The organism is Flavimobilis soli (assembly GCF_002564025.1).
GTDB lineage: Bacteria > Actinomycetota > Actinomycetes > Actinomycetales > Cellulomonadaceae > Flavimobilis > Flavimobilis soli.
Genome location: NZ_PDJH01000001.1, coordinates 1,752,667 through 1,779,398 on the forward strand (window position 1 = coordinate 1,752,667; position 26,732 = coordinate 1,779,398).

Annotated in this window: 25 protein-coding genes and 2 tRNA genes; 10 read left to right on the forward strand and 17 right to left on the reverse strand. The window is 70.6% G+C overall.

Annotation, left to right across the window (positions count from 1 at the left end; translation table 11 throughout):
* The first annotated feature begins 12 nt into the window (after positions 1–12).
* Genes ATL41_RS07975 through pknB form a run of 7 tightly spaced genes read left to right on the forward strand, consistent with a single transcriptional unit; the run spans position 13 to position 9,558 of the window.
* On the forward strand, positions 13–723 hold the full coding sequence (locus ATL41_RS07975; protein WP_098458003.1) for an FHA domain-containing protein: 711 nt from the start codon (positions 13–15) through the stop codon (positions 721–723).
* Between the two features lie 10 nt (positions 724–733).
* The gene (locus ATL41_RS07980; protein ID WP_098458004.1) at positions 734–1,204 is read left to right on the forward strand and encodes an FHA domain-containing protein FhaB/FipA; all 471 of its coding nucleotides are present in this window, start codon (positions 734–736) and stop codon (positions 1,202–1,204) included.
* Positions 1,205–1,211: 7 nt separating this feature from the next.
* The gene (locus ATL41_RS07985; protein ID WP_098458005.1) at positions 1,212–2,576 is read left to right on the forward strand and encodes a PP2C family protein-serine/threonine phosphatase; all 1,365 of its coding nucleotides are present in this window, start codon (positions 1,212–1,214) and stop codon (positions 2,574–2,576) included.
* Between the two features lie 16 nt (positions 2,577–2,592).
* A complete protein-coding gene (locus ATL41_RS07990; protein ID WP_098458006.1) occupies positions 2,593–4,131 on the forward strand; it encodes an FtsW/RodA/SpoVE family cell cycle protein in 1,539 nt (512 codons plus the stop codon).
* Positions 4,128–5,576, forward strand: a complete 1,449-nt coding sequence (locus tag ATL41_RS07995) for a peptidoglycan D,D-transpeptidase FtsI family protein (protein ID WP_098458007.1) — start codon at positions 4,128–4,130, stop codon at positions 5,574–5,576. Before ATL41_RS07990 ends, ATL41_RS07995 begins: the two co-directional genes overlap by 4 nt.
* Positions 5,573–7,462 carry a serine/threonine-protein kinase gene (locus ATL41_RS13375; protein WP_098458008.1) on the forward strand — a complete coding sequence of 630 codons (1,890 nt, stop codon included), beginning with the start codon at positions 5,573–5,575 and terminating at the stop codon, positions 7,460–7,462. The genes ATL41_RS07995 and ATL41_RS13375 overlap by 4 nt, the downstream gene beginning before the upstream one ends.
* Positions 7,462–9,558: a Stk1 family PASTA domain-containing Ser/Thr kinase gene (pknB, locus tag ATL41_RS08005; RefSeq protein WP_098458009.1), complete on the forward strand. Its 2,097-nt coding sequence runs from the start codon at positions 7,462–7,464 to the stop codon at positions 9,556–9,558. The genes ATL41_RS13375 and pknB overlap by 1 nt, the downstream gene beginning before the upstream one ends.
* Positions 9,559–9,639: 81 nt before the next feature.
* Here pknB and ATL41_RS08010 read toward each other — a convergent pair whose 3' ends face one another.
* From ATL41_RS08010 to ATL41_RS08025, 4 genes are read right to left on the reverse strand one after another with little or no spacing between them, the layout of a single operon-like run.
* Positions 9,640–10,266, reverse strand: a complete 627-nt coding sequence (locus ATL41_RS08010) for an aminodeoxychorismate/anthranilate synthase component II (RefSeq protein ID WP_098458010.1) — start codon at positions 10,264–10,266, stop codon at positions 9,640–9,642.
* A gap of 35 nt (positions 10,267–10,301) precedes the next feature.
* A complete protein-coding gene (locus ATL41_RS08015; protein WP_342744427.1) occupies positions 10,302–10,490 on the reverse strand; it encodes a hypothetical protein in 189 nt (62 codons plus the stop codon).
* Positions 10,487–11,236 carry a class E sortase gene (locus tag ATL41_RS08020; RefSeq protein WP_098458011.1) on the reverse strand — a complete coding sequence of 250 codons (750 nt, stop codon included), beginning with the start codon at positions 11,234–11,236 and terminating at the stop codon, positions 10,487–10,489. The genes ATL41_RS08015 and ATL41_RS08020 overlap by 4 nt, the downstream gene beginning before the upstream one ends.
* Complete coding sequence (locus ATL41_RS08025) at positions 11,233–11,985, reverse strand: DUF881 domain-containing protein (RefSeq protein WP_098458012.1); 753 nt, start codon at positions 11,983–11,985, stop codon at positions 11,233–11,235. The genes ATL41_RS08020 and ATL41_RS08025 overlap by 4 nt, the downstream gene beginning before the upstream one ends.
* A 126-nt stretch (positions 11,986–12,111) precedes the next feature.
* Between ATL41_RS08025 and ATL41_RS08030 the strand changes: the two genes are divergently transcribed.
* Positions 12,112–12,417, forward strand: a complete 306-nt coding sequence (locus ATL41_RS08030; RefSeq protein WP_245854699.1) for a cell division protein CrgA — start codon at positions 12,112–12,114, stop codon at positions 12,415–12,417.
* 236 nt (positions 12,418–12,653) lie between these two features.
* Here ATL41_RS08030 and ATL41_RS08035 read toward each other — a convergent pair whose 3' ends face one another.
* Both ATL41_RS08035 and ATL41_RS08040 read right to left on the reverse strand, forming a co-directional pair.
* Positions 12,654–13,352: a rhomboid family intramembrane serine protease gene (locus ATL41_RS08035; protein WP_245854700.1), complete on the reverse strand. Its 699-nt coding sequence runs from the start codon at positions 13,350–13,352 to the stop codon at positions 12,654–12,656.
* 202 nt (positions 13,353–13,554) lie between these two features.
* Positions 13,555–14,094, reverse strand: a complete 540-nt coding sequence (locus tag ATL41_RS08040) for a peptidylprolyl isomerase (protein ID WP_098458996.1) — start codon at positions 14,092–14,094, stop codon at positions 13,555–13,557.
* A gap of 111 nt (positions 14,095–14,205) precedes the next feature.
* On the opposite strand from ATL41_RS08040, the gene ATL41_RS08045 reads away from it, so the two are divergent.
* A complete protein-coding gene (locus ATL41_RS08045; protein ID WP_181010236.1) occupies positions 14,206–15,297 on the forward strand; it encodes a hypothetical protein in 1,092 nt (363 codons plus the stop codon).
* Between the two features lie 73 nt (positions 15,298–15,370).
* On the opposite strand, the gene ATL41_RS08050 is transcribed toward ATL41_RS08045, so the two are convergent.
* From ATL41_RS08050 to ATL41_RS08060, 3 genes are read right to left on the reverse strand one after another with little or no spacing between them, the layout of a single operon-like run.
* Positions 15,371–16,207, reverse strand: a complete 837-nt coding sequence (locus ATL41_RS08050) for an ABC-2 family transporter protein (RefSeq protein ID WP_169924526.1) — start codon at positions 16,205–16,207, stop codon at positions 15,371–15,373.
* Positions 16,204–17,070, reverse strand: coding sequence for an ABC-2 family transporter protein (locus ATL41_RS08055; RefSeq protein WP_098458015.1), 867 nt, complete (start codon positions 17,068–17,070; stop codon positions 16,204–16,206). The genes ATL41_RS08050 and ATL41_RS08055 overlap by 4 nt, the downstream gene beginning before the upstream one ends.
* The gene (locus tag ATL41_RS08060) at positions 17,067–18,062 is read right to left on the reverse strand and encodes an ABC transporter ATP-binding protein (protein WP_098458016.1); all 996 of its coding nucleotides are present in this window, start codon (positions 18,060–18,062) and stop codon (positions 17,067–17,069) included. Before ATL41_RS08060 ends, ATL41_RS08055 begins: the two co-directional genes overlap by 4 nt.
* Before the next feature lie 161 nt (positions 18,063–18,223).
* On the opposite strand from ATL41_RS08060, the gene ATL41_RS08065 reads away from it, so the two are divergent.
* The gene (locus ATL41_RS08065) at positions 18,224–19,144 is read left to right on the forward strand and encodes a carbohydrate kinase family protein (RefSeq protein ID WP_098458017.1); all 921 of its coding nucleotides are present in this window, start codon (positions 18,224–18,226) and stop codon (positions 19,142–19,144) included.
* Between the two features lie 46 nt (positions 19,145–19,190).
* On the opposite strand, the gene ATL41_RS08070 is transcribed toward ATL41_RS08065, so the two are convergent.
* The 8 genes from ATL41_RS08070 to gyrB form a co-directional block, all read right to left on the reverse strand.
* The gene (locus ATL41_RS08070; RefSeq protein ID WP_098458018.1) at positions 19,191–19,679 is read right to left on the reverse strand and encodes a hypothetical protein; all 489 of its coding nucleotides are present in this window, start codon (positions 19,677–19,679) and stop codon (positions 19,191–19,193) included.
* A gap of 44 nt (positions 19,680–19,723) precedes the next feature.
* Positions 19,724–20,479 carry an HAD-IIB family hydrolase gene (locus ATL41_RS08075; protein WP_098458019.1) on the reverse strand — a complete coding sequence of 252 codons (756 nt, stop codon included), beginning with the start codon at positions 20,477–20,479 and terminating at the stop codon, positions 19,724–19,726.
* A gap of 76 nt (positions 20,480–20,555) precedes the next feature.
* Positions 20,556–20,631 (reverse strand) — tRNA-Ala (locus ATL41_RS08080).
* A 25-nt stretch (positions 20,632–20,656) separates the two neighbouring features.
* The gene (locus tag ATL41_RS13380; RefSeq protein WP_219810375.1) at positions 20,657–20,776 is read right to left on the reverse strand and encodes a DLW-39 family protein; all 120 of its coding nucleotides are present in this window, start codon (positions 20,774–20,776) and stop codon (positions 20,657–20,659) included.
* Positions 20,777–20,803: 27 nt separating this feature from the next.
* Positions 20,804–20,877: transfer RNA gene (locus ATL41_RS08085), tRNA-Ile, on the reverse strand.
* Between the two features lie 123 nt (positions 20,878–21,000).
* Positions 21,001–21,714, reverse strand: a complete 714-nt coding sequence (locus tag ATL41_RS08090; RefSeq protein WP_098458020.1) for a DUF3566 domain-containing protein — start codon at positions 21,712–21,714, stop codon at positions 21,001–21,003.
* The gene (gyrA, locus tag ATL41_RS08095; protein WP_098458021.1) at positions 21,711–24,392 is read right to left on the reverse strand and encodes a DNA gyrase subunit A; all 2,682 of its coding nucleotides are present in this window, start codon (positions 24,390–24,392) and stop codon (positions 21,711–21,713) included. The genes ATL41_RS08090 and gyrA overlap by 4 nt, the downstream gene beginning before the upstream one ends.
* An 82-nt stretch (positions 24,393–24,474) precedes the next feature.
* Entirely contained in the window at positions 24,475–26,505 is a 2,031-nt protein-coding gene (gene gyrB / locus ATL41_RS08100) for a DNA topoisomerase (ATP-hydrolyzing) subunit B (protein WP_098458022.1), read from the reverse strand.
* Positions 26,506–26,732: the final 227 nt, after the last annotated feature.

The window sequence follows — 26,732 nt, forward strand, 5'->3', positions numbered from 1 at the left end:
AAGGAGGTGGGCATGGGCGTCCTTGACAGATTCGAGAAGGGCGTAGAGCGCGCGGTGAGCACGGCGTTCGCCAAGGTCTTCCGCAGCGAGCTCAAGCCGGTCGACCTCGCCAGCGCCCTGCGCCGCGAGGTGGACGACCGTGCGGCGGTCGTGGACCGCGAGCGCACCATCGTGCCGAACGAGTTCACGATCCAGCTCGCCGCGCAGGACTTCGAGCAGGTCGACTCGTGGGGCGCCGAGACGATGGCCGACGAGCTCGCCGCCAACGTCACCGACTACGCCGCGTCGCAGCACTACGCCTTCGCCGGCCCTGTCACCGTCACGTTCGAGCGGTACGACGACCTGCAGCCGGGCCGCTTCGAGCTGCGCTCGCGCACGACGCGCGGCTCCGTCGCGCCGGCGTCCGCAAACCCGAGCGCACGCCACCCCCTCGTCGACATCGACGGTCAGCGCTACCTGCTCACCGGGCCCGTCACCGTGATCGGCCGCGGCTCGGAGGCAGACATCGTCGTCGACGACCCGGGCGTGAGCCGCAAGCACCTCGAGATACGCATCACGCCCGACGGCGTGATCGCGTCCGACCTCGGCTCGACGAACGGCCTGTTCGTCGAGGGCCACCAGGTTCCCGCGGCGACGCTCCTGGACGGCAACTCGTTGACGATCGGCCGGACCCGCATCATGTTCTGGACAGGCACGACCGACGACGACGCCACGGACCGGTGACGCGACAACCATGAGCGAGCTGACGATCACCCTGCTGCGGCTGGGTTACCTGGCGGTGCTCTGGCTCTTCGTGTTCGCTGCGATCGGCGTCCTGCGCAAGGACATCTACGGCACGCGCATCACCGCACGCCCGACGGACCGCCCCGCCCCGCGCCGCAACGCGGTCCGCCCGAGCCAGCCCGTCGCCCCCCAGGCCACGAAGCTCGTCGTCACCGAGGGCCGCCTGTCCGGGACGACCATCCCGCTGTCGACGTCGGCCGTGCTCATCGGCCGCGCGCCGGCCTGCACCCTCGTGCTCGACGACGACTACTCGTCGTCGCGCCACGCCCGGATCTTCCCCCAGGGCGACCACTGGGTGGTCGAGGACCTGGGCTCGACGAACGGCACGTTCGTCGACGGGCACCGCCTGAACGAACCCACCATCCTTCCGATCGACACCCCCGTGCGGATCGGCCAGAGCGTCCTGGAACTGCAGAGGTAACCGGCCCGTGTCGATCACCCTTCGTTACGCCCTCCGTTCCGACGTGGGCCTGGTCCGTTCCAACAACCAGGACTCCGGGTTCGCGGGGCCCAACCTCCTCGTCGTCGCCGACGGCATGGGCGGGCACGCGGGCGGTGACGTCGCGTCGTCGATCGCCGTCGCGACCCTCGCTCCGCTCAACGACGACTCGTTCGGCTCGGACGACGCCGTCGAGGAGCTCGAGCGTGCCCTCGTCTCCGCGCGCGAGGCGCTCGTCGCGCGGACGGCGGAGGAGCCCGACCTCGCGGGCATGGGCACGACCGTCACGGCGATCCTGCGCACCGGCACGAAGCTCGCGATGGCGCACATGGGCGACTCTCGCGCCTACCTGCTGCGCGACGGCGAGCTGACGCAGGTCACGACCGACCACACGTTCGTCCAGCACCTCGTCGACACGGGCAAGATCACGCCCGAGGAGGCCGAGGTCCACCCGCAGCGGTCCGTCGTCATGCGCGTCCTGTGCGACTTCGGCCTCGACCTGCGGCCCGACGTCTCCGTCCGCGAAGGGCGACCGGGCGACCGCTGGCTCCTGTGCTCCGACGGCCTGAGCGGCTACGTCTCGAAGCAGACGATGCAGCAGACGCTCATGGACGTCGACGACCCGGACCTGTGCACCGAGCGCCTCGTGCAGCTCGCGCTGCGCGCGGGCGGCCCCGACAACATCACGTGCATCGTCGCCGACGTGCTCGACCCGGACGAGCTGCCCGAGGGCGTCGAGCCGACGTCGTCCGTGCAGGTCGCGGGCGCCGCCGCGATCGAGCGCAACGTCCCCTCGGCCGCCGCGGACGGGCCTGCGGCCCGCGCGGCCGCGCTCGTCGCGAGCGCGGAGGAGACCGCGGACGACGACGAGGACGAGACGGCCGAGGACGAGGAGGCTCCCGAGGAGGAGGCCAACCTGTCCGCGCTGCCCGCCCGCCGCAAGAAGCGCCGCGCAGGCCGCGTGCTGGGCCTGCTCGTCGTGCTGGTCCTCCTCGGCGGGGGCGCATGGGGCGGGTACCGGTGGACGCAGACGCAGTACTACGTCGGCATCGCCGACGGCGTCGTCGCGATCTTCCGCGGCATCCCGCAGACGGCTGGACCGATCCAGCTGTCGACCGAGATCGAGCGCACCAACATCGAGATCACGTCGCTCGACGAGTTCATGGTCGAGCGGCTCGAGCAGACGATCCCCGAGGGGTCGCTCACGGAGGCGCGCAGCCGCGCCCTCTCGCTCGCCGCCGTCGCCGCGGACGGGTCGCTCGCGCCCGCCCCGACGCAGACGCCCTCCACCACGCCCACGCTCCCCCCGGAGACGACCCCGCCGGTTCCCGAGACCACCACGGGGGCCCCGTGACCGTGAGGCTGACGTGATGGCGACCGTCGAACCGAGCCAGACCGCTCCGGGCCGGGGTCGCGAGCTTCTCCTGCTGGTCTTCGCGATCGCCGTCGGGATGGGGGCGTACGCGCAGGTCAGCCTTGCCGTGACGGAAGAGCTGCCGGCGGACTTCTACCTGCACTGCGGCGCGCTCGTCCTGCTCGCTGCCGTGCTGCACCTCATCGTGCGGTTCGTCGCGCCCTACGCGGACCCGGTGCTGCTGCCCGTCGTCGTCGCGCTCAACGGCATCGGTCTGGCGATGATCTACCGGATCGACCTCGCGAAGGGCGACTCGTCCCTCGCGACGAAGCAGCTCGGGCTGACGGCGCTCGGCGTCGTCGTCGCGGCCGTGCTCCTCGTCCTCCTGCGGGACCACCGCTTCCTGCGGCGCTTCACGTACACCGCGATGATCGCGGCGCTCGTGCTCATCCTGCTGCCGCTCGTCCCGGGCCTCGGAACGTCGATCTACGGCGCGCGCATCTGGATCAACCTCGGCGGTTTCTCGTTCCAGCCGGCCGAGCTCGCGAAGATCGCCCTCGCGATCTTCTTCGCCGGCTACCTCGTCACGAACCGCGACACGCTCGCCCTCGCGGGCCCGCGCGTCGCCGGCCTCCAGCTGCCGCGCCTGCGCGACTTCGGCCCGATCCTCGTCGTGTGGGCCGTGTCGATCGCCGTCCTCGTCCTCGAGCGGGACCTCGGCACGTCCCTGCTCTTCTTCGGCCTGTTCGTCGCGGTGCTCTACGTCGCGACCGAGCGCGTCTCGTGGATCATCATCGGCCTGATGATGTTCGCGGGCGGGGCCGTCCTCGCCGCGAAGTCGTTCTCCCACGTCGCGGCGCGCTTCACGATCTGGCTCGACGCGATGGACCCCGAGGTCTACTCCGCCCTGCCGGGCTCGGAGCAGCTCGTCAAGGGCCTGTTCGGGCTCGCGTCCGGCGGCCTGCTCGGCACGGGCCTCGGCCACGGGCACCCGACGCTCGTCGTCTTCTCCGAGTCGGACTTCATCACGACGTCGCTCGGCGAGGAGCTCGGCCTGACCGGCCTGCTCGCGATCCTCGTCATGTACGGCGTCGTCGTGCAGCGCGGCTTCCGCATCGCCGTCGGCGTGCGCGACGGCTTCGGCAAGCTCCTCGCGTCCGGTCTCGCGTTCGTGCTCGTGTGGCAGGTGTTCGTCGTCGTCGGCGGCGTCACGCGCGTCATCCCGCTGACCGGCCTGACGATGCCGTTCCTCGCGTACGGCGGTTCGTCGCTCCTCGCGAACTGGCTCATCGTCGCGCTGCTGCTGCGCATCTCCGACAACGCGCGGCGCCCGACGCCGCTGCCCGTCCGTGGTGCGAGCCCCGTCTCGATGCACGACGACGTCGGGGACGAGGAGCCCGACGACGCGGTGCCCTTCCCCGTGCCCGCGCCGCCCGTCCCCGCGCCCCCGGTTCCCGCGCCGCCCGCCGACGGGCACCCCGGCACGGACGCGACCGAGGTCGTGCCCGTGCCGCGTACGGCCGAGGACGCCGACCGCACGGAGGAGGGCCGATGAACGCCGCCATCCGCCGTCTGTCCGTCGTCGCGTTCGTGCTGCTCATGGCCGTGATGATCGCCGCGACCAACATCCAGGTGCTCCAGGCGCCGTCGCTCAACGCCGACAGCCGCAACATCCGCACGATCTACCGCGAGTTCGGGCTGCCCCGCGGGCCGATCGTCGTCGACGGCTCCGCGATCGCCTCCTCGAAGCCGTCCGACGACGCGTTCGGCAACCAGCGCTCCTACAGCAAGGGCCCGCTCTACGCCCCGATGACCGGCTACTTCTCGATCGTGTTCGGGACGTCGGGCATCGAGAAGTACGAGAGCGACGTCCTCAACGGCACCGCGGACTCGCTGTTCATCCGCCGCGTCCAGGACCTCATCACCGGCCGCCAGCCGAAGGGCTCCTCGGTCGAGCTCACGATCTCCGCGAAGGCGCAGCAGGCCGCGTGGGACGCGCTCGGGAAGCAGAAGGGCGCCGCTGTCGCGATCGACCCGCGCACCGGAGCGATCCTCGCGATGGTGTCGAAGCCGAGCTTCGACCCGAACGATCTCGCGGGGCACTCGTCGAAGGCCGTCAACGAGGCGTACCAGGCGTTGCTCGCGGACCCGGACAGCCCGCTCGTCAACCGCGCGACGTCGATGACGTACCCGCCCGGGTCGACGTTCAAGCTCGTCGTCGCGGCCGCCGCGCTCGAGTCCGGGGCCGTCGACGCCGACACGGTCATCGACGCGCCCAAGGAGCTGCCGCTCCCGCAGACGAGCACGACGCTCGGCAACTTCGGCGGCGTCGCGTGCTCCCCCACCGGCGAGATGACCCTCGCTGACGCACTGCGGATCTCCTGCAACACGGCGTTCGCCCAGCTCGGCATGGACGTCGGTCAGGACGCGATCCGCGAGACCGCCGAGAAGCTCGGCTTCAACGAGTCGTGGAGCGTCCCGCTGCGCGTCGCCCCGTCCGTCTTCCCGAGCGACATCGACTCCCCCGGGGTCGCGCTCAGCTCGATCGGGCAGAAGGACGTCCGCTCCACGCCCGTGCAGATGGCGATGCTCGCCGCGACGATCGCGAACGACGGCGTCCCGATGCAGCCGTACAGCGTCGAGCGCGTCCGCGACGCCGACCTCGAGCTCGTCTCCCAGACGGAGCCGAAGGCGCTCGACCGCGCGCTCAGCACGGGCACCGCGGCGACGCTCAACGAGATGATGCAGGGCGTCGTCGAGAGCGGCTCCGGCACGGCCGCACGGATCTCCGGCGTCAAGGTGGCCGGCAAGACCGGCACCGCCCAGACCACCTCCGACGCCGCTCCGCACGCGTGGTTCGTCGGCTTCGCACCCGCCGACGACCCGCAGGTCGCCGTCGCCGTCATCGTCGAGAACGGCGGCAACCTCGGCTCCGAGGGCACCGGCGGCGCCGTCGCCGCGCCGATCGGCCGCGCGATCATGCAGGCGGTGATCAAGTGAAGCCGGTCGCAGGTCTCGTGCTCGGCGGTCGCTACCGCCTCGTGCGTCTCATCGCCGTCGGCGGCATGGGCGAGGTGTGGGTCGCCCACGACCTCGCTCTCGCCCGCGACGTCGCTGCGAAGGTCCTCAAGGAGGAGTACGCGGGCAACGAGGACTTCCTCGAGCGTCTGCGCACCGAGGCGCGCAACGCCGCCGGTCTCTCCCACACGAACATCGCGCAGCTCTTCGACTACGGCGAGCAGGACGGCTCCGGCTACCTGATCCTCGAGCTCATCGTCGGCGAGCCGATGAGCGACCTGCTCGAGCGCGAGCCGATCCTGCCGCTGCGCCGGCTCCTACCGATCCTGTCGCAGACGGCGCGCGGCCTGCACGCCGCGCACGTCGGCGGTGTCGTGCACCGCGACGTGAAGCCGGGCAACATCCTGCTCGAGCAAGGTTCGACCGTGAAGATCACGGACTTCGGCGTCTCGCTCGGTGCCAACCAGGTGCCGATGACGGCGGCCGGCATGGTCATGGGCACCGCCCAGTACCTGTCGCCCGAGCAGGCGATCGGCAAGCCCGCGACGGGCGCCTCGGACATCTACGCGCTCGGCATCGTCGCCTACGAGGCGATCGTCGGGCACCGGCCGTTCACCGGCGCGACGGCGGTCGACATCGCGGTCGCGCACGTCAACGAGCCCGTCCCGCCGCTCCCGGCGACGGTGCACGTGGAGCTCGCGAAGCTCGTCATGCAGATGCTCGAGAAGGACCCGGTCAAGCGCCCCCGCTCGGCGGCGACGCTCGCCCGCCTGCTCGACGAGATCGCGGAGAGCGTCGACGAGGACCCGTTCGGCCACCTGTCCGCCAGCCGCAGCCGCCACGGGCAGCGCGGCGACGCGAGCAAGCCCGAGCGTTCGCACCTCGCGGCGACCGTCCACACGACGTACTCGTCGCGCACGGCGCTCTCCCCGGAAGAGCCCCCGGTGCCTCAGTCGCGCTCTGCGCGACGTGCCCGTACCGACATGCCGCCGTCGTTCCCGCCGCAGCAGCGCCCGATGACCCGTCGCGAGCTGCACGGCCACGGTGCCACGGGAACGGCCGGGTCCGCGCCGTCGGCACGGTCCGCGTCCGTCCCTGCGCCCTCCGCCCCGTCTGCACCCGCGCCCTCGGCCGCCTCGGCGCCGTCGGCACGGTCCGCGTCCGTCCCTGCGCCCTCCGCCCCGTCTGCACCCGCGCCCTCTGCCGCCTCGGCGCCGTCGGCCCCGTCCGCAGCAAGGACGCCGACCCGGTCGTCGTCCGTGCCCGGACCGGCGCCCGCGGCGCCGGTCCCCGCGCGCGCGAGCCTCGCGGTCCCGCCGCCCCCACCCTCTGCGGCGCCTCCGGCGGTGCCGTCGCCCGCCGCGCCGTCCGTCTCGTCGTCCCCCGGCGTGCCCTCGGCGCGCTCCGCGCCCGACGTCGCACGCACCGGTTCGGTACCTCCGTTGCGGGCAGCGCAGGCCTGGCAGCCACGCGCCGTCCCGGCGTCCTCCAGTCCCGCGGGCGGCTCGCCCGTGCCTCCGCCGCCCTCCGTCGCGCCAGCTTCGGTCCAGCGGCCGCACGCTCCCGTCCCGCCGCCGCCCGCCGACGTCAGCCCGCACGAGGTGCACCGCTTCTCGACCAGCACCGGCCTGCGGCTCGGCAACCTGTCATGGCCGCTCCTGGGGCTCATCGCCGTTGGCGTGATCATCCTGGTCGCCCTGATCGTCAAGGCGGCCGTGGGCGCCGGGGACGCTCAGGCCGCGGCGGCTCTCGCCGGCCGCGGAACGGTCGTGGCGAGCAGCGCGACCCTCGAAGATGACAAGATTGCACACGTGGAGCCGTCGTCGGACGACGAGCTCCTCATCCCGACGACTCCTAAGGACGAGTAGTGGCGCACGACGCACCCCGAATCCTCGCCGGCCGCTACGAGGTCGGTGAGCTCATCGGCCGCGGTGGCATGGCCGAGGTTCACATCGGCCACGATGCCCGGCTCGGCCGTACGGTCGCGATCAAGATCCTGCGGTCGGACCTCGCACGGGACCCGAGCTTCCAGGCCCGGTTCCGCCGTGAGGCGCAGTCCGCGGCCGCGCTGAACCACCCGGCGATCGTCGCTGTCTACGACACGGGCGAGGAGACGTACACCGAGCCCTCGGGCGCCGTCTCGCACGTGCCGTTCATCGTCATGGAGTACGTCGAGGGCCACACCGTCCGCGACATCCTGCGCGACGGCCACGCCGTCCCGATCGACGAGGCCGTCGAGATCGTCTCGGGCGTGCTCTCCGCGCTCGAGTACTCGCACCAGGCCGGCATCGTCCACCGCGACATCAAGCCTGCGAACGTCATGCTCACGCCCACGGGCGCGGTCAAGGTCATGGACTTCGGCATCGCCCGCGCGGTCGCCGACTCGGCAGCGACGATGACGCAGACCCAGGCCGTCATCGGCACCGCGCAGTACCTCTCGCCCGAGCAGGCGCGCGGCGAGTCCGTCGACGCCCGCTCCGACCTGTACTCGACCGGCTGCCTCCTCTACGAGCTGCTCACCGGCCGCCCGCCCTTCACGGGTGACTCGCCCGTGGCCGTGGCCTACCAGCACGTCCGGGAGGCGCCGCAGCGTCCCTCGGCGATCGCTGGCGACGTGCCCGAGGTCCTCGACCGCATCGCGCTCAAGGCTCTCGCCAAGGAGCGCGAGGCCCGCTACTCGACCGCGGCCGAGTTCCGCTCCGACCTCGAGTCGGCGCAGCACGGCGGGCGCCTCCAGGCCGGCCCGCTCGGCACGGTCATGGCCGCTGCGGCCGCGTCCGCGCTGCCCTCGCTCGGCGACCAGACGACGCAGGTCCTCGGCGGCAACGACGCCGCCACGCAGGCGTTCGCACCCGTCGGCGCGGCAGCCCCCGCAGCCGCGAGCCCGTCCGGCTGGGCCCCGACCGGGCTCGCAGCCCCGGCCGATCCGGCAGACGGTCCCGGGACCGACGTCGACGCGGAGAAGGACGCGCGCAAGCGCAAGACGCTCCTGTGGACGCTCATCACCATCGCCGTCGTGGCCGTCGTCGCGATCCTCGCGATCTTGTTCTTCAACAAGGACAAGGAGATCCCGATGGTGACGGTGCCGACCCTCACGGGGATGAACGCCGAGGAGGCGACCGCCAAGCTCGACGCCGTCAACCTCAAGATCAAGAAGGGCACCGAGGCGTCTTCCGTCGAGGAGGGCCTGTTCACACGTTCTGAGCCCGGTGCTGGCGCCGAGGTCGAGCCCGGCTCGACCGTCTCCGTCTGGTTCTCGAGCGGCCCGGACGCCGCGAAGGTCCCCGACGTCTCCGGCCTCGACCAGGACTCGGCCCGGCAGAAGCTCACCGAGGCCGGCTTCCAGATCGCGACGTCGACCGAGTCCGAGCCTGGCGGCCAGATCGACAAGGATCGCGTCACGCGCACGGACCCGCCGGCCGGCGAGACCCTTCCCAAGGACACGGTCATCAAGCTGTTCCTGTCGGACGGCACGGTCGAGATCCCCAAGGTCACCGGCCTCGACGTCGAGGACGCGAAGGCCAAGATCCGTGAGGTCGCCGGCACGAAGGTCAACGTCGAGACCCGCTACCAGCCCGACCCGGCAGACCCGGGCACGGTCATCGACCAGTCGCCGTCGGCCGGCCCGGTCCAGCACGGTCAGACGGTCACGCTGACGATTGCCGAGGAGATCCCCCCGGCGCAGCTCACGATCCCGTCCAACCTCGTCGGCATGACCGAGGCCGAGGCTCGTGCGGCGCTCCGCTCGGCCGGCTTCCCCGACGTCGAGATCGAGACCGAGAGCTCGACCGAGTTCGTCGCGGGCATCGTCATGGCGGTCGCGCCGCGAGGCGGCACGACGGTCGACGAGGGCACGGTCATCACCCTGTTCGTCTCGAAGGGCCCCGGCCCCGCGCCGACGACGGAGGAGCCGCCCACCCAGGACCCGCCCGCTGGTGACGACCAGGGCGAAGACGAGGGCTGACCTCACGGTCGCCTGACGCTGACGGACGAGAGCCCCGGACCACCTCACGGTGGTCCGGGGCTCTCCGCGTTCGTCGGGGCCTTACATGCGCACGAGGGGCGCCATCCCTGCCGAGCGCTCGACCGCGCCCTCGAGGCCTGCCAGCTCGAGCCAGTTGGCGAACAGGCGGTGCCCGCCCTCGGTCAGCACGGACTCGGGGTGGAACTGCACACCGTGCAGCGGCAGCTCACGGTGCTGCAGGCCCATGATGATGCCGGAGCCGGTCGTGGCCGTGACCTCGAGCTCCGCCGGGACCGTGTCGCTGACGACGGCGAGCGAGTGGTAGCGCGTCGCGGTGAACGGGACGGGCAGGCCGGCGAGCACACCGTGGCCGTCGTGCTCGATCTGGCTCGTCTTGCCGTGCATGAGCTCGGGAGCGTGCGTGACGGTGGCACCGAACGCCTCGCCGAGGGCCTGGTGGCCGAGGCAGACGCCGAGCATCGGCACGCGCGCCTCCGCGCAGTGCCGGATGACGTCGAGGCTGCGCCCCGCCTCAGCAGGGGTTCCCGGACCGGGCGACACGAGGACGCCGTCGACCCCCTGCCAGTCCTCGGGCGCGGGCACCTGGTCGTTGCGGACCACGACGGTCTCGGCGCCGAGGTGGTCGAGGTAGCCGACGATCGTGTAGACGAAAGAGTCGTAGTTGTCGACGACAAGGATGCGCGTCATAGGTGGCCTCGTGCTTCGTTCCGGGTCTCGCTGGGTCAGGTTCGGCGCGGCAGGCCCGCCGAGGCCTGCTCGACGGTCTGCTCGTTGAAGGGCATGTGCTCCGCGACGAGCGGGAACAACCATTCGAAGGCGATCACGACGGCCGCGACCGCGAGCACCGCCAGGACGAGGATCTTCGCCCACGCGGGCCCGGGCAGTGCCCGCCACAACGCTGCGTACATCATGCGCCTTCCGTGAGGGCGGCGGGCACTCCGTCCGCGACGGGCATCCATCCCTCGAGCTCGCCGTGGACGATGTAGCGCTCGCGTGCCGAGAACATGGGGTGGCAGGCGGTGAGCGTGATCATGGCGCGCTCCGGTGCCGCCTCGGGTTCGCCCGGCACGGGCGCGATCACGTCGACCTGCTCGGGCAGGACGATCTGGTGACTGGTCACGCGGTAGACGAACCAGGCCTCGGGGGTGCGCACGACGAGGGCGTCGCCAGTCTCGAGCTCCGCGACGCGGTTGAACGGCTTGCCGTACGTGGTGCGGTGGCCGGCGACGGCGAAGTTGCCGGTGCCGCCCGGCATCGCGGTTCCTGGGTAGTGCCCGCCTGAGCCGGTGTCGAGGATCGTCGGCCGGTCGACGCCTTGACGGACCGTCACGGGGTCGTGGCCGTCCCAGCGCGGGACGTACAGGAGCGCGATCGTGTCGCCGTCGGCCGCGGGCTCCTCGAGCGCGGGCGGCGCGTCGGTGCGCAGCTGCGCGACGGGTGCGTCGTCGGCGGGTGGGTCGGCCCAGTCGAGCTGGGCGACGATCTGCTCCTGGACGCGGCCCGCCTGGACGTCGGTCCACCACAGCTGCCAGACGACGAAGAGGCCGAGCACGACGCCGACCGTGATGAGGAGCTCGCCGACGACGCCGACGACCGCATACGCGACGTCGCTCGCTCGCCGTCGTGGCGCGGTCCGCCGCTCTTCCGTCCGCGTCACGGCAGCACGTCGACGCCGGAGGGGACGTCGGCCTGGGCGAGCTCGGCGGGCAGGCTGCCCGCGGGGACCTGGAGCGTGTCGACGACGTCGACGCTCCAGCCGAGGCCGACCTGGTCGACCCACTGGCGGTAGACCTGGATCTCACGCGACGCGTCGAGGGCGGCCGTGAGGGCGTTCGGGTCGCCGATCGCCTCGACGCGGTAGGGCGGCGAGTAGACCCGGCCACCGAGGGAGAGCACGTTCCCGACGCACCGGAAGGCCGTCGAGACGGTCACGCGCTGTCCCTGGAGGGTCATGGCCTCGGCTCCCCCCGCCCACAGGGCGTTGATGACGGCTTCGAGGTCCTGCTGGTGCACGACGAGCGAGTCGGGCCGCACGGTCGCGCTCAACGGCGTCGACGCCGGGGCGTCGTCGAGGGTGACCCGGAGCCCGGGACCCGTCACGGCGACAGTCCCCGCGACGATCGCGTCGCGCTGCGCGACGGCGGTCTCCCCCGGCGCGTCGACGTCCGTCGGGTTGGCGAGGATCGTGTCGATCTCTGCGGTGATCTGGTCGACCTGCTCGCCGAGCTCGCGGACGCGGTCGTTCTCGATCTCGACGAGCTCCGCGAGGTTGGTGGCGTGCCGCTCGCCCCCGCTGCGCGAGAGACGGGCGTTGGCCGTGAAGAGCAAGCCCGCGAGGGCGAGCACGAGGGTCACGGCGACGGTCGCCCGCACAGGCCGCTGGCCGCCCGCGACGACGTCACGCATGGCGGCGCTCCCTTCCACGGCTTCGACCTGCGGGGCATGTTACGGCAGGACCACTAGGCTATGGCTTGAAACGCGGATCGTCATGGTCCGCCCGACCGACACAGCAGCAGGACAGGAGCCGTCTCCGTGACCGAATCCAAGTCGTCCGAGAACGACAACGCGGGCGAGAAGGTCGTCCTGCCACCTTCCGTGAAGAAGGAGCGGGCGAAGAAGGCCAAGTCGAGCAGCGCGCCGGTGAAGGCCGCGTCGACGGTCAACCCGCGCTGGCTCGTGCCGACCATGCTCGGGCTCATGATCGCGGGCCTCGTCTATGTCGTGGTGGCCTACCTCGCCCAGATGCAGTACCCGATCCCGGGGATCAGGAACTGGAACCTCGTCGTGGGCTTCGCGCTCATGATCGCGGGCTTCGGCCTGACGACGCGTTGGAAGTAGCCGCGGGAGCCTCGTCGCGACGGCGTCACCCCTTCGGGGGTGGCGCCGTTCGTCGTCTCTGCCGAGGGCAGGAGCGTGCTGGAGGGCGCCGTCCCCGGGGTTGTGCACAGTTCACGGTCTTCCCCAGCGCCCTGTCCCCAGTGGTGGACAAGGGTGTGGATAACTACAGCGATGTAATTCCACATCTGTGAGCAACCCTGTGGAGAACTGTGGACAACGCAAGTTGTCCACAGGCGCTACACCATCGAGTACTTGACGATCGTCATCGCCGCAAGCACCGCAGCCGTCAGCACAGGGATCGCGAAAGCCCAGGCGGTGCGCCGTTCCCGCGGCGCGTAGGCGTAGCCGGCACCCATGATCGCGCCGACCACGAACCCGCCCAGGTGCGCCTGCCAGGCGATCCCCGGGAGGATGAACCCGAGCACGAAGTTGATCGCGATGACGCCGTAGAGCTGTGCGCTGCTCGCGTCGAAGCGTCGCAGCACGACCATGAACGCGCCGAAAAGGCCGAAGATCGCGCCCGAGGCGCCGGGCACGAGCGTCTCCCACGAAGTGCTGCCCGGGGACGCGAGGAGCAGGTAGCCGACCGACCCCGCGATCGCCGTGAGCAGGTAGAGCGACAGGAACCGACCGATTCCCAGCAGACGCTCGAGGATCGGGCCGACCATCCAGAGCGCGTACATGTTGAGCAGGATGTGGAAGATCGAGCTCGAGTGGAGGAACGCCGTCGTGAGGAACCGGTAGGGCTCCACGTCACCGATCCACGGCGTGAACACCCAGCGCGCCGTCCAGTCGCCGAACGGAAGGACGTTCTGCAGCACGTAGCTGACGACGCACAGCACGATCATCGTGATCGTCGCGACGGGCTTCGTCGTCCGCACGCGCGCGCCGAGCGCCGAGCGCTCGGGCCGCGCCGCCTTCTGCTGCTGCCGCACGCAGTCGACGCACTGGACGCCGACCGCCGCGGGCCGTTGGCACTCCGGGCAGGCGGGGCGCTCGCACCGCTGGCAGGTCACGAAGGACACCCGGTCGGGGTGCCGGGGACAGACAGGGGCCGCCGCAGCCCCGTCGTTCGCGCTCGTCATGCTCTCGCTCTCCTGGGGTTGCGGCGGCCCTCGTGGTCGCTGCTGTCGACGATCAGTTCTCGATGGTCACCGAGCTGATCACGATGTCCTCGACGGGACGGTCGCCCGGACGCACGCGCGTGCTGGCGATCGCGTCGACGACGGCGCGCGAGGCGTCGTCGGCGACCTTGCCGAAGATCGTGTGCTTGCCGTTGAGCCACGGGGTCGGGGCGACGGAGATGAAGAACTGCGAGCCGTTCGTGCCCTCGGCCTCACCCGTGATCGGGTTGCGGCGCGTACCCGCGTTGGCCATGGCCAGCAGGTAGGGCTCGGAGAACTGCAGCTCCGGGTGGATCTCGTCGTTGAACTTGTAGCCCGGGTCGCCGGTACCCGTGCCGAGCGGGCAGCCGCCCTGGATCATGAAGCCGTCGATGACGCGGTGGAACACCAGACCGTCGTAGAACGGCGCGTTGGAGGACTCGCCGGTCTTGGGGTCCGTCCACGTCTTGGAGCCGGTCGCGAGACCCGTGAAGTTCTCGACCGTCTTCGGAGCGTGGTTCGGGAACAGCTCGATGCGGATGTCACCAGAAGTGGTGTGCAGGGTTGCGAACATGTGCGCCATTCTCCCACGAACATCCTCGTCGGGACCGCTGCGGGAGGGTCGCTCTGGTGGCAGAGTAGTGAGGACCACCACGCACAGGCACGTCACCGCTCAGGAGGACACATGTCGCACGGCATCCGCAGCTCGGCCCGGGAAGCCCTCGAGTCGATCGACTCCGAGAAGGTCAAGGACCAGGCCGCAGCCGCTGCGGCGGCAGTCGGCGAGGCTGGCGCGCAGGCCTCGCAGGTAGCCGCGCACCTCGCGAACCAGGCGAAGGACGCCGCCGCTGCGGCGCTCGACTGGAGCCAGCCGCGTCTCGAGGCGTTCCGCGAGTGGCTGCAGCCGCGCATCGAGAAGGCGTGGGACGAGGGCGTCCAGGCGGCGGCCCCCCAGGTCGAGAAGGCCGCTCTCAAGGCTGCGCCGGTGATCGACACGGCGCACGACAAGCTCGTCGAGGACTATCTGCCGCGACTCGTCGCCGCGTTCAACGCGGCAGCGGCGTCGGCCGCGGAGAAGTCGGGACACGCGGCGGAGAGCGCCGCGGACGTGCTCTCGCGCGTGGCCGACGACGTCGCGGACAAGGCGGGCAGCAGCAGCAGCAAGGTCGCGGCCGCCGCGGGCGGGCGCGTGGCCAAGAACGCGGACAAGCTTGCGGGCATCGCCGAGCAGGCCGCCAAGAGCGCCGAGAAGGCGCAGGGCAAGAGCGGCAAGGGCAAGGCGTTCTGGTGGGTCGCCGGCACGGCGGCCGCCGCCGGTGGCGCGTACGTCGTCTGGAAGAAGTCGCAGCCCGAGGTCGACCCGTGGGCGGAGCCCTGGGAGAAGGTCGAGGGCAGCACGTTCGAGGACTTCGTCGAGGAGACGAAGGACGCGGTCGGCAACGCCGCCGAGGTCGTCGGGGAGGCTGCGGGCGTGACCGTCGCCAAGACCAAGGAGACGGCCGAGGAGCTCGCGGAGAAGGCGGCGGAGGCCCGTGAGGAGCTCGCGGACAAGGTCGACGAGGTCAAGGCCTCCGCGAAGAAGGCTGCCGACAAGGTCCGTTCCTCGGCACCGAAGCCCAAGGCTCCGGCGAAGCCGAAGCCGAAGCCGACGCCGCCCGCGGGTGACGCCGCACCGGCGAGCGAGGGCGCGACGGGCGGGGCCACCTCTGCGAGCCCCGACGTCGCGACGACCGACCCCACTGCCGACGCTCCCGCGAAGCTCACGGACGACGCCTGACGCTCGTCCCCTGACGCCACGACGGCGCCGCACCCGTCGGGGTGCGGCGCCGTCGTCGTCCCTGCCCTGAGGTTCAGCTCATCGCGCCGGAATAACGACGCACCTCCCTGTTCCACAGGACGACGACGAGCAGCACGACCGCGGCCGTGACAAGCACAGCGGCGAGCACCATCCACATCGACGTCATCCCGAACATGACCTGGGCGGGGACCGTGGCCACGAACGACACGGGGACGACCCAGGTGAGCAGCACCTGGAGCACGCGGCCGTACAGCGGCGTCGGGACGCGCGCGAGGTTGTGGCCGGCGTGCAGCAGGAAGCTCGCGTCGAACTGGACCTGCGTGAGCACCTTGTAGCTCGTGAGCACGCCGAACACCCACATGAGCACGAGCCCGCACACGAGGCAGACGAGGCTCGCGACGAGAGCAGCGGGCGACGTCGGCCCGCCACCCGTGACCACCGCCCCGACCGCGAGCACGACCGCCAGCAGGATCTTCGGAAGGTCCTGGACGCCGAGCGTGCCGAGCGAGCACATGATGAGCGACCGCACGGGGCGCAGCAGGACGGCGTCGAGCGCGCCCGTCTGCACCTGCCTGCCCCACTGGCCGATGTTCGGCACGATGATGATCCACATCACCGCGTCCATCAGGTACCAGATCGCCAGGAGGTACATCAGTCGCGGGAGCGTCCAGCCACCTGCCCCGTCGGTGTGCAGCGTCAGGACGATCGAGGGCACGGCCGAGACGCCGAGCCAGACGAGCGAGACCACGGTGCCGGTGATCAGGTCGCCGCGGTACTCGGCGGCGCCGGACAGCGCCGCCCGCCACCCGCACCACACGACCGCGAGCGTGTGGCGGAGCGTGCCGACCTGCTGCCGCTCCGGGCTCGTGACGCTGGTCTGCGTACTCATGTTCCCACCGCCTCGTGCTTGCGCAGGGCCCGTCTCCAGACCTGCCGGAAGATCAGGTGCAGGACGACGATCCATGCCGCGCACTCGGCGACGAGCCACCACGAGTGGTCGCCCATGCCCGCGATGATCTCGGCGGGTGCACCGCACGCGTACCAGAGCGGCTGGTGGGCCAAGATCGCCGGAAGAGCGCCGGGAAGCAGGGCGATCGGCGAGATCATCCCGCCGAGCACCCACTCGGCCCCGAAGAGCAGGCCCTGCACGCCCTGGGCCTTCGTCATCCAGAACGCGACCGTCGCGACCATGGCACTGAGGTAGGACGCCGCCGCGACGCCGAGCACCGAGACCACGACGGCGAGGGCGACGTCGCTCGGACGCCCTGTCGTCTCTCCGCCCGCGGCAAGGATGATCGTGGGCACCGCGACCACGAGCACGGGGAGCCGGTAGAGGTTTCCCGCGAGACCTTCAGCGGCCGGCACGAGCACCGGGTGGAAAGGGCGCAAGAGCATCGCCGAGAGCCTGCCGTCGTGGAGGCGGTCCGAGAGCCCGAAGATGATCTCCCCACCGACCGACAGGTTGGTCGTCACGAGGACGATCGCGAAGTACGTCGTGAACTGGGCCTGCGTCACGCCGCCCACCGCACCGTCGTCCGACGCGCCGCGCCAGAGCGCCATGAAGGCGAGCGGGACGACCCAGCCGAACGCACCGATCATGATCTGCGCCCGGTAGGCCGCGCGCGCCTGGACCTCGGTGCGCAGGAGTGCCCCGGTGATTCGCGCGAGGTAGCGCACGCCCCGGACCTCGGCCTGCTCGGGCGGTCGAGCAGGCCGTGCCTCGACGGCGGCGAGAGCGGTGTGCGCGTTCACGCGTCCGCTCCGGTGCGCTGGTACAGCTGGCGCAGCGTCTCCTCGAGCGGCGGGTCGACCATGGTCAGGTCGGAGACGGCGTCGGACTGCTCGAGCCGCCCGACGACGTGCCCGGTCCGGCCGCGCGGCACCTCGAGCACGAGCTCGGTCGTCGAGTGCTCGACGACGTTCACGTCGCCGTCGAGGTCGAGCGCCGCCAGCTCGTTCTCCGGCAGCGGCCGCACGAGCTGGGCGCGCAGCCGCTTGGTGTCGCTCGCCATCGCCTGCACGTCGCGCAGCGGGCCGTGGTAGGTGAGGTGCCCCGCCGAGATCGTCATGACCTCCTGGCACAGCGCCTCGATGTCCGCGAGATAGTGGGACGTCAGCAGGACGCACGCACCGGTGCGCGCGACGTACTCGGCGACGAACTCCCGGATCTGCACCTGCGCCTCGAAGTCGAGACCGAGCGTCGGTTCGTCCAGCAGCACGACCTGCGGCCGGTGCATGAGCGACGCCGCGAACTCGCAGCGCATGCGTTGACCGAGGCTGAGCTTGCGTGCCTGCTGCATGACGAAGGGCTCGAGCCCGAGCATCTCGATCAGCTCGTCGCGGCTGTCCTCGTACTCGCGGCTCCCGAGCCCGTAGGTGACACGGTGCAGGTCGAACGACTCCATGACGGGCAGGTCGATGTGCAGCTGCCAGCGCTGGCCCATGACGAACCCGAGCTGGCGGAGGAACTCGGGGTCGCGCCGCGACGGCGTGTGCCCGAGCACCTCGACCCGACCCGAGGTCGGCGTGAGGAGGCCGGCGAGGCACTTGAGCGTCGTCGTCTTTCCCGAGCCGTTCGGACCGAGGAAGCCGAGCACCTGGCCCCCGCCTGCGGTGAACGAGACGTTCTCGACGGCCGTGACGGTGCGATGCTCGCGGTGGACGATCGAGCGCAGCGCGGCCTTGAGACCTGGCTCGCGCACGGTGACCTCGAACTCCCGGACGAGGTCGTCGACGACGATCATGGTGATCCTCTCGTATCTGCAGGTCAAGCGCCGGCGCGGCCCCTCCGTGCGGTCGTGGAGAAACCTAGCGGTCGCCACCGACACGGAGCGAGCAAAATTGCTGCAAGGTTGCACGCTAGTCTCGACCCGGGCCCGGGCGGGCCGCGGGAACGGAGCTGGACATGGCACGGGTGCTCGTCGCGGGCATGATCAACATCGAGACGAACCTGCGGATCGAAGGGTTCCCGCTCGGCTACCACCCGGTCACCTACCCGTTCCACGGCGTGACGACGAACGTCTCGGGAGCGGCCTGGAACGTCGGCAAGGCCCTCTCAAGACTCGGGCACGAGGTCCGCTTCGTGAGCCTCGTCGGTGACGACGACCTCGCGAGGCTCGCGCGCCGTGACGTGCGCGACGCCGGAATCGACGACAGGTTCGTCCTCACCGTCCCGGGTGCGACGGCGCAGTCCGTGATCCTCGTCGACCCGGATGGCCGCCGGCAGGTGCACACCGACCTCAAGGACCTCCAGGAGCCGACGACGGTCTACCCCGCCGCCGCTCTCACCGAGGCGATGGACGGCTGCGAGCTCGCGGTGATCGGCAACATGAACATGTGCCGCAACGTCCTGCGCCGCGTCCGCGCGCAGGGCATCCCGACGGCGGTCGACGTGCACGTGCTGCACGACCTGCACGACGCGTACGACCGCGAGTTCCTCGCGGGCGCCGACACGGTCATGGTGAGCGACGAGGGCCTCGACGGCCGTGACCCGCACGGCTACCTCCGCGCCATCCAGGACATCTACCCCGCCACGACGGCGATCCTCGGCCGTGGCGCGGCCGGCGCCACGGTCCGTCACCGCCAGGGCGACGACGTCGAGGTGCACGACGTGCCTGCCGTGGCGCCTCGCGGCGTCGTCAACACGGTCGGGGCGGGCGACGCGCTGCTCAGTGGCTACGTGCACGCCGTCCTCGGCGGAGCCGCGCCGCGCGAGGCGCTCGTCGTCGCGACGACGTTCGCGGGCTGGAAGGTCGGCGCCTCGGGCGCCTCGTCCGGCCTGACCGACGCCGCGCACCTGGCTGAGCTGGTCGCCTCACGGTCCTGAGGGGGAGACCCGCCCTGGCGGGGGCTGGGGCTCGGCCGTCAGCTGCTCAGGCTCCGTCGCTCTCGGCCTCGGCCGGGACGCCCGCGCCCTCGGACGCCGGAGACCCGACGAAGCCTCGCGCCTCAGCCTCCTGCGCTGCGTCCTGGCGAGCTCGCCACCAGCCGAGCACGCCGAGGGCAGTGCTCCCTGCTGCGAGCACGAGGCGCGGACGGCGTGCTCCCCGACGCTCGAGGGCGTCGTGCAGCCGGCCGTCCCACCGCTCGCTCCACCGAGCGCTGGCGAGCCCGAGAGCCGCACCACCCGCCGTCAGCCCGATGCGTGCGCCGCGCGACATGTCGGCGTTCTCGGTGCTCAGGACGGCCCATGTCATCCACGCCGCGAATGCCGCGTTCGCCGCGCGATAGGCGCGCAGGCCGGTCCCGTCGAGAGTACGAGGATCGACCAGGGTGATCGCCCAGGTCGCAGCGCTCGACGCGACGAGGTGGGGCACGCTGCGCGAGTCGTTGAGGCTCAGCGTGGGCTTCGGTGACCGCATCGCTCCACCCTAACAACGCTGCGGGCGTCCGGGCGGTCGGGGTCTCACAGGGCGGGGATGAGGCCCTCGAGGTACACAGCGGTGTCTTCCCAGCCCTCGACCGCGTGGCACGTGACGCCCATCGCGAGGACGGGGTAGTCGTTGCCAGCCTCGTCGAGACGGTCGCCGACGAAGAGCATGTCGTCCAGGGGGATGCCCGACGCGTCCGCGAGCTTGCGCATGCCGTACGCCTTGTCGATGCCCTTGCGGGTGATGTCGACGGACGTCGAGCCGCCCGAGCGCACCTCGAGGTCCGGGAGTAGCTGCGCGACGGCGGCCCGGAGCGTCGACTTCTTCTTCCCGGTCGGGTCCCAGGCGGACTTGGCGGCGACAGGGGCGGCCTGCCCGAGCGCCGAGAAGGTGATCTGCGAGCCGCGGTCCTCGAGGATCGGTCCCCACGTCTCGGGCTCCCACAGGCCGAGCCGGCGAGCCTCCTGCTCGACAGCGGCGAGCGCGCGGGTCTTCTCGTCGTCGCTGAGCGTCTCGGCGTACACCTGCTGCCACTCGCCGTCGGCGTGGCGGAAGTACTGCGTGCCGCACGTCGGCATGAGGTGGAGGCGGGCGAGCGCGGCTGCGTCGGCGCCGTGGAGGCGCTCGATGACCTGGCTGCGGAACTGGGCGATCTGACCGCCGGAGATGATGCACACCTCGACCTTCTCGAGGAGGCGGATGAGCAGCTCGCTCATACGGGGGTCGAGCGGGGACTTCGAGGGAGCCAGTGTGTCGTCAAGGTCGAACGCGACGAGGCGCGGGATGGTCACAGGAAGGCTCCAACGTCGTCGGGAAGCCGTCCCGATCGTCGGTCACCGGTGATCGGCCGGCCGGTGCGGGAACTTCTGGTGGAGCCAGGGGGACTCGAACCCCCAACCCCCTGCTTGCAAAGCAGGTGCGCTACCAATTGCGCCATGGCCCCGTGACGGGCAGCTGCCCGCAGGGTTTCACTCGAAGGTGTCGGTGACCTCGGACCACACGTCACGGCGTGCGGCTTCCTCGGAGTACTTCCGCCAGGCGACGTAGCCGGCCGTTGCGACGAGCGTGAGAACCAGAAGCTTCTTCATCGCATCCTCCATCGGTGAGGTGTGTCGTGGGCCCAGGAGGACTTGAACCTCCGACCTCTTCCTTATCAGGGAAGCGCTCTAACCGCCTGAGCTATGGGCCCGTTCCGCGCTCGACGACCCGCCTTGGTGAGGGGGCCGCGACAAGCAGCGGTGATGAGACTACCTCAGCGGCGGCGATGATCCAAAACGACGAGCTCCGGCGCCAGCCGAGGGAGTCTGAGCGCTCACTCGTCGGTGAGCGTCACGTGCAGACCACCCACGAGGGCCGCCGTCACGTTGTAGAGGAAGGCGCCGATCGTGCCGAGCGCCGTGAGGAGCACGACGTCGACGACGGCGATGAGCGTCGCGATCGACAGGACCTTGTCGCGCTCGACGTACTGCAGGACGTCGAGCGTCGACTCGGAGCCCACGATGTCGCGGACCATCTCGTCGATCTGCGTGAAGACACCCATGCTGTTGACGGCGTACCAGAACACCCACGCCGCGACGATGAGCATGATGCCCGCGGCGACCGAGAGCAGGAACGAGAGCTTCATGACCGACCACGGGTCGACGCGCGACAGGCTCAGGCGCACCTTGCGTGGGCCGGCTGCGACGGCCGAAGCCTCGGGGTCCACGGCCGGCTCGGCCGAAGCGGCCGAGGGCTGCCAGGCGGGCTGGCTCGCGTCGGCCGCAGATGCCTCCGCATCCGACGACGTCGTGCTCGCGGCGTCAGGCGCTGTCGCCTCGGGTGCCGACGGGACCGAGGCGGGAGCGGCCTCGGCCGGGCTGGACGTCGTGCCGCTCGTCTCGACCGAGCTGGCCGAGGCGGTGTCGTCCGACGGCGGGGCCGGGACCGGGTTGGTCGCCTTCGCCTTGTCCGTCGTCGGGCGGGGGACGCGCTTGCGCGGTGCGATGGCCGGGGGGGCGCCGGCGCCCTTCTTGTCCTTCTCGGTCACTGCGCGTCCTCCTCGTTGCCGGCCTCGTCGTCGGGCGCGGCGGTAGGAACAGTCTGTCCGGCCTCGTCCGCCCCGTCACGCTCCGTCAGGCTCGCGGAGGAGGTGTCCACAGAGTCTTCACCGGCCTCGACGTCCTCGCCAGCCGTGTCCGCGTCGTCACCGGTGTCCTGGTTGCGCGCGACACCGATGATCCGGTCGTTCTTGTCGGGCTTCGCGAAGATGACGCCCTGCGAGGTGCGTCCTGTCGGGTGCACCTCGGCGACGGCGGAGCGCACGATCTTGCCGCGCTCCATGATGACGAGCACCTCGTCACCCTCGTCGACGACGAGAGCTCCGACGAGGTCGCCGTTGCGCTCGGGCAGGTTGGCGACACGGATGCCGAGGCCGCCGCGACCCTGGACGCGGTAGTTGTCGGTCGTGAGCTGGGTGCGCTTCGCGATGCCGCCCTCGGTCACGGTGAACAGGAACGCGTCGTCGCGCACGACGTCCATCGCGAGCAGGTCGTCGTCGTCGCGGAACTTCATGCCCGTCACACCGGAGGTCGAGCGGCCCATGGGACGGACCTGCTCGTCGTTCGCCGTGAAGCGGATCGACTGGCCCTTGCGCGAGACGAGGATGAGGTCGTCCGTCGACTCGACGATCCGCGCCGAGACGAGCTCGTCGGGCCGGCCGTCCTCGTCCTCACGCAGGTTGATCGCGATGAGGCCGGCGGAACGGTTCGTGTCGTACTCGGACAGGCGGGTCTTCTTGATGAGGCCACGTCGGGTCGCGAGCACGAGGTACTCGGCGTCGTCGTAGTTGCGCAGCGCGAGCACCTGGGCGATCTTCTCGTCCGGCTGGAACGCGAGCAGGTTCGCGACGTGCTGCCCCTTGGCGTCGCGCCCGCCCTCGGGCAGCTCGTACGCCTTGGCCCGGTAGACACGGCCGAGGTTCGTGAAGAACAGCAGCCAGTTGTGGGTCGACGTGACGAAGAAGTGGTCGACGATGTCGTCCTCGCGCAGCTGCGCGCCGCGGACGCCCTTGCCGCCGCGCTTCTGCGCCCGGTAGTTGTCCGTCCTCGTGCGCTTGACGTAGCCGCCGCGGGTGATGGTCACGACCATCTCCTCCTCGGCGATGAGGTCCTCCATGGACACGTCGCCGTCGAACGGCAGGATGTGCGTCCGGCGCTCGTCGCCGTAGCTCGCGACGAGCTCGTCCAGCTCCTCGCCGACGATGTCGCGCTGACGCTGCGGCGTCACGAGGATCTCGTTGAAGTCCGCGATCTTCCGCTCGAGCTCGGCGTACTCGTCCGCGAGGCGCTGGCGCTCCATCGCGGCGAGGGCACGCAGCTGGAGCGCGAGGATGGCGCGGGCCTGGAGCTCGTCGACATCGAGGAACTCCATGAGGCCGGTGCGGGCGTCGTCGACGGTCTGCGAGGCGCGGATGAGCGCGATGACCTCGTCGAGGACGTCGAGCGCCTTGAGGTAGCCGAGGACGATGTGCGCACGCTCCTGCGCCTCTCGGAGCATGTAGCGCGTGCGGCGGACGATGACCTCGATCTGGTGCGTCGTCCAGTGGCGGATGAACGCGTCGATCGAGAGCGTGCGCGGGACGGAGTCGACGAGCGCGATCATGTTCGCGCCGAACGTGTCCTGCAGCTGGGTGTGCTTGTAGAGGTTGTTGAGCACGACCTTCGCGACGGCGTCGCGCTTGAGCACGATGACGAGGCGCTGACCGGTACGGCCCGAGGTCTCGTCGCGCAGGTCGGCGATCCCCTGGATCTTGCCGTCCTTGACGAGGTCGCCGATCTTGGCGGCGAGGTTGTCGGGGTTGACCTGGTAGGGCAGCTCGGTGACGACCAGGCAGATGCGGCCCTGGATCTCCTCGACGTTGACGACGGCGCGCATCGTGATCGAGCCGCGGCCCGTGCGGTAGGCGTCCTCGATGCCCTTGCGGCCGAGGATCGTCGCGCCGGTGGGGAAGTCCGGGCCCTTGATGATGCCGAGGAGCGCCTCGAGCAGCTCCTCGCGGGGGGCGTCGGGGTGGGCGAGGTGCCACCGGACACCCTCCGCGACCTCGCGGAGGTTGTGCGGCGGGATGTTCGTCGCCATGCCGACGGCGATGCCGGCAGAGCCGTTGACGAGCAGGTTCGGGAACCGCGACGGCAGGACCGTCGGCTCCTGGGTACGACCGTCGTAGTTGTCCTGGAAGTCGACCGTGTCCTTGTCGATCTCCCGGACCATCTCCATCGCGAGCGGCGCCATGCGGCACTCGGTGTATCGCGGGGCTGCCGCAGGGTCGTTACCGGGGGAGCCGAAGTTGCCCTGGCCGGCGACGAGCGGGTAGCGCATCGACCAGTCCTGCACGAGGCGGACCATCGCGTCGTAGATCGCGGTGTCGCCGTGCGGGTGGAACTTGCCCATGACGTCGCCGACGACGCGGGTGCACTTCGAGAACGCGCGGTCGGGGCGGTAGCCGCCGTCGAACATCGCGTAGAGCACGCGCCGGTGGACAGGCTTGAGGCCGTCACGCACGTCCGGGAGGGCGCGCGACACGATCACGCTCATCGCGTAGTCGAGGAACGACCTCTGCATCTCCTGGTTGAGGTCGATCTCGTCGATGCGCCCGTGGTTGACGCCGTTGAGGGCGCTCGCCTCGAGCGCCTGCGGCGTGGTGGTGTCGGGAGTCTCGTCGCTCACGGTCCTGGTTCCTTCGCTCGGCGCTGACGCCGGTTCTTGTCGTGGTTCCTGCTGGGGCTGGCCGGGCGGGTGCCCGGTCGGCTCAGATGTCCAGGAACCTCACGTCCTTGGCGTTGCGCTGGATGAACGATCGTCGCTGCTCGACGTCCTCGCCCATGAGCACGGAGAAGATCTCGTCGGCTGCAGCGGCGTCGTCGAGCGAGACCTGGAGCAGCGTGCGGTGCTCCGGGTCCATCGTCGTGTCCCACAGCTCGGTGTAGTCCATCTCGCCGAGACCCTTGTAGCGCTGGATGCCGTTCTCCTTGGGGAGGCGCTTGCCGGCCGCCTGCCCGGCCTCGAGGAACGCGTCGCGCTCCCGGTCCGAGTAGACGTAGTCGTGCGGGGCGTTCGACCACTTGAGGCGGTACAGCGGCGGCTGCGCGAGGTACACGTAGCCGAGCTCGATGAGCGGTCGCATGTACCGGAAGAGCAACGTGAGCAGCAGGGTGCAGATGTGCTTGCCGTCGACGTCGGCGTCGGCCATGAGCACGATCTTGTGGTACCGGACCTTGTCCGCGTCGAAGTCCTCGCCGATGCCGGTGCCGAACGCCGTGATGAGCGCCTGGATCTCGGCGTTGCCGAGGGCGCGGTCGAGGCGTGCCCGCTCGACGTTGAGGATCTTTCCGCGCAGCGGGAGGATCGCCTGGTTGTAGGGGTTGCGGCCGCGGACGGCGGAGCCGCCTGCGGAGTCACCCTCGACGATGAAGATCTCGCACTCTTCGGCCTTGTTGGACTGGCAGTCCTTGAGCTTGCCGGGCATCGAGAACGAGTCGAGCAGGCCCTTGCGGCGGGTGGCCTCGCGCGCCTTGCGTGCCGCGAGACGGGCCTGTGCGGCCTGGATCGCCTTGCGGATGACGTCCTTCGCCTCGTTCGGGTGCGAGTCGAGCCAGTCGCCGAGCCGCTCGTTGACGACCGACTGGACGAAGGTGCGGGCCTCGGTGTTGCCGAGCTTCGTCTTCGTCTGGCCCTCGAACTGGGGCTCTCCGAGCTTGACGGAGATGACGGCGGTGAGGCCTTCACGGATGTCGTCACCCGTGAGGTTGTCGTCCTTCTCCTTGAGGATGCCCTTGGCACGCGCGTACCGGTTGATGAGCGAGGTCATGGCGGCGCGGAAGCCCTCTTCGTGGGTACCGCCCTCGGTCGTGGAGATCGTGTTGGCGTAGGTGTGCACGGACTCCGAGTAGGCGTCGGTCCACTGCATCGCGATCTCGACGGAGATGCGCTTCTCCGAGTCCTCGGCCTCGACGTCGATGATCTCGGGGTGGATCAGCTCGCGCTTCTTCGCGCTGTTGAGGTGACGCACGTAGTCGATCAGGCCGTTGTCGTACTTGTACGTGACGCGGCGCTGCAGGTTCTCCGACTCCTCGGGAGCAGCCTCGATGTCGTCCTCGGTGTCGACGTGCTGTCGCTCGTCGATGAGCGTGATCGCGAGTCCCTTGTTGAGGAAAGCCATCTGCTGGAAGCGAGCGCGGAGGGTCTCGAAGTCGAAGTGCGTCGTCTCGAAGATCGACCCGTCCGGCCAGAACGTCTGCGTCGTGCCGGTCTCCTCCGTCGGTGCGCCCTTGCGGAGCTCGCCGACCGGCTTGCCGCCGTCGGCGAAGCTCTGGTTCCACGTGAAACCGTCACGCTTGATCTCGGTCTCGACGCGCGTCGAGAGCGCGTTCACGACCGAGATGCCGACGCCGTGCAGACCACCCGACACGGCGTAGCCCGACCCGCCGAACTTTCCGCCAGCGTGGAGGATCGTCATGACGACCTCGACGGTGGGGCGACCCTCGGTCGGGTGGATCGCGACAGGGATGCCTCGACCGTTGTCGACGACGCGCACGCCGCCGTCGTCGAGGAGGGTCACCTCGATGTGGTCGCAGTGCCCGGCGAGGGCCTCGTCCACAGAGTTGTCCACAACCTCGTACACCAGGTGGTGAAGACCGCGCTCACCGGTCGAGCCGATGTACATGCCCGGGCGCTTGCGCACGGCCTCGAGGCCCTCGAGGACCGTGATCGCGCTTGCGTCGTAGGAGGTGTCCGGGTCCACCGGCCCTGCGGGTCCGGCGTTGGTCGGCTGCTCAGTCACTGAAGAAGTGCTCCTCGACGTTGTGCTTCATGTTCCCGCAGGTCAACGTCCTCTCCGGCATCCCGGAACTGAACGAACGACCGCCCTCCGCGTGAGCGGCAGGACGCACGAGGGAAGCCTGGGGAAGTCCTGGGCTGCGCCTGGCGCGATGCGGCGTCGGCGTCCTGACACGAACCGAGGGACCTCGGAGGCCGCAGACCGCGCAGCTTCTCGTGCCCCTCGTCGAC

Excerpts from the sequence above, each read along its gene's own strand:
- ATL41_RS08070 (WP_098458018.1), bottom strand. The coding sequence starts at position 19,679 with ATGCGGTCACCGAAGCCCACGCTGAGCCTCAACGACTCGCGCAGCGTG.
- ATL41_RS07975 (WP_098458003.1), top strand. The coding sequence starts at position 13 with ATGGGCGTCCTTGACAGATTCGAGAAGGGCGTAGAGCGCGCGGTGAGC.
- ATL41_RS08065 (WP_098458017.1), top strand. The coding sequence starts at position 18,224 with ATGGCACGGGTGCTCGTCGCGGGCATGATCAACATCGAGACGAACCTG.
- ATL41_RS08060 (WP_098458016.1), bottom strand. The coding sequence starts at position 18,062 with ATGATCGTCGTCGACGACCTCGTCCGGGAGTTCGAGGTCACCGTGCGC.
- ATL41_RS08025 (WP_098458012.1), bottom strand. The coding sequence starts at position 11,985 with ATGCGTGACGTCGTCGCGGGCGGCCAGCGGCCTGTGCGGGCGACCGTC.
- ATL41_RS13380 (WP_219810375.1), bottom strand. The coding sequence starts at position 20,776 with ATGAAGAAGCTTCTGGTTCTCACGCTCGTCGCAACGGCCGGCTACGTC.
- ATL41_RS08040 (WP_098458996.1), bottom strand. The coding sequence starts at position 14,094 with ATGTTCGCAACCCTGCACACCACTTCTGGTGACATCCGCATCGAGCTG.
- ATL41_RS08010 (WP_098458010.1), bottom strand. The coding sequence starts at position 10,266 with ATGACGCGCATCCTTGTCGTCGACAACTACGACTCTTTCGTCTACACG.
- ATL41_RS08050 (WP_169924526.1), bottom strand. The coding sequence starts at position 16,207 with ATGAGTACGCAGACCAGCGTCACGAGCCCGGAGCGGCAGCAGGTCGGC.
- ATL41_RS08045 (WP_181010236.1), top strand. The coding sequence starts at position 14,206 with ATGTCGCACGGCATCCGCAGCTCGGCCCGGGAAGCCCTCGAGTCGATC.
- ATL41_RS07980 (WP_098458004.1), top strand. The coding sequence starts at position 734 with ATGAGCGAGCTGACGATCACCCTGCTGCGGCTGGGTTACCTGGCGGTG.
- ATL41_RS07990 (WP_098458006.1), top strand. The coding sequence starts at position 2,593 with ATGGCGACCGTCGAACCGAGCCAGACCGCTCCGGGCCGGGGTCGCGAG.
- ATL41_RS08015 (WP_342744427.1), bottom strand. The coding sequence starts at position 10,490 with ATGATGTACGCAGCGTTGTGGCGGGCACTGCCCGGGCCCGCGTGGGCG.
- ATL41_RS07995 (WP_098458007.1), top strand. The coding sequence starts at position 4,128 with ATGAACGCCGCCATCCGCCGTCTGTCCGTCGTCGCGTTCGTGCTGCTC.